1 pseudogene is annotated in these 1,334 nt (G+C 59.1%); it reads right to left on the reverse strand.

What is annotated here, in order from left to right:
- Positions 1 to 22 precede the first annotated feature (22 nt).
- A pseudogene (locus H8B02_RS47215) lies at positions 23 to 1,334 on the reverse strand (IS701 family transposase); the annotation flags it as partial.

Consider the following 1,334-nt stretch of genomic DNA (forward strand, 5'->3'; position numbering starts at 1 on the left):
AATGTGTTTGCGCCACTGTTTTTCAAGGATTTGCTTTCGGCAGTACGGACACCACGGAGCCGGCGGCCGCAGAATGAGATCGACGATGGCGTGACGTACGGCGGGCATGGTTGGTTGAGGCGGGGGCCCGTTGATTCTTTTTTTCCGCCCCGCGTATGCGAGACGACGATGTTGCAGGAAGGCGTAGGCAATCATTGTCATCAGGGCGTGGCGATGAAGACCTTGCCATGATCGCCCTTCGAAGTGGTCAAGTCCAAGCTCCTCCTTCAACTGCTGATGCGCCTGCTCACAAATCCACCGTGCCTTGATGGTGGCGGCCAGCGTGCGCAGATCCGTCGCCGCCGGAAGATTGGCCAGATAGTATTTCTTCTCCCCGGACGCACGCTGCTCGCCAATGAGCCAGGCTTCGTCGCCTGGGAGATGCTGCTGACCTTTATCCCATATCCGCTGCGGAGGGCCGTCAGCGGTCCGGACGCGGAGAGCAGCAAATTGGGCTTTAAGCCGACCTTTCGTCCCGCTACGCCAACTCACGGTTTTCCATTTGGCGCTGGCCAGCATTTGTTCTGCGGCAATCGATAAGATATCGGGCACGTGGTGCTTTCGTGGTTTCCCGCGGACTTTGGTAATCCGCCAAATGAGCTTCACATCGACCGGATACACTTTTAGGTGCCGAGGGATGCCGACAGCCCAGACCAGCCCGCGCTCTGTTAGCCCTTGTCGAAACTGTGCGCTGAGGCCGTATCCTGCATCCGCCAGCACACATCCAAAGCGCACGTTGGCTGCTATCGCGCGGTCAATCTCGGCCAAAGCAATCTCCGGCTTGGACCGTGGCGTTCGATGTTCGACTGGCACGCGAGCGCGCTTCAAACGAGATATGTCGCTTGTCCAACTGTCAGGCAGAAAGAGACGTAACGCGACCATCACTGGCACTTCGCCGCGCGCAAGCGTCAAAGACACCAGCGTTTGGCAATTTGCCGTTTTACCGAGAGCCGACGCGTATTGAGCCGCAACACCGACCGAGCGCTCACCCTTCTTCGGCAGTGAGGTGTCATCAATAACCAGCACCGCATCCTTGCCGCCGACAAGTCGGTCCGCCTGGTTGAGCAGCTCTGCCTCCAGCGGCGTCGCGTCCCAGACACCGTCCGCAATGAAATGGTGCAACTGGTCGTAGTTGCTCGTGGCAAGGCGTTCCGCCATCGGCTGAACGCTCTTGCGATCGCCGGGACCGATCAATCCCGCAACATACAGAGGACACATCCGCTGCCGGGTCTTATGACCCAGCCGGTCCAAGAACGGCATCAGCCAGCGTTCGAGTTCGTCTTCCCATCCCGGCA

Source organism: Bradyrhizobium altum (assembly GCF_020889705.1).
In the GTDB taxonomy this organism is placed as follows: Bacteria; Pseudomonadota; Alphaproteobacteria; order Rhizobiales; family Xanthobacteraceae; genus Bradyrhizobium; species Bradyrhizobium altum.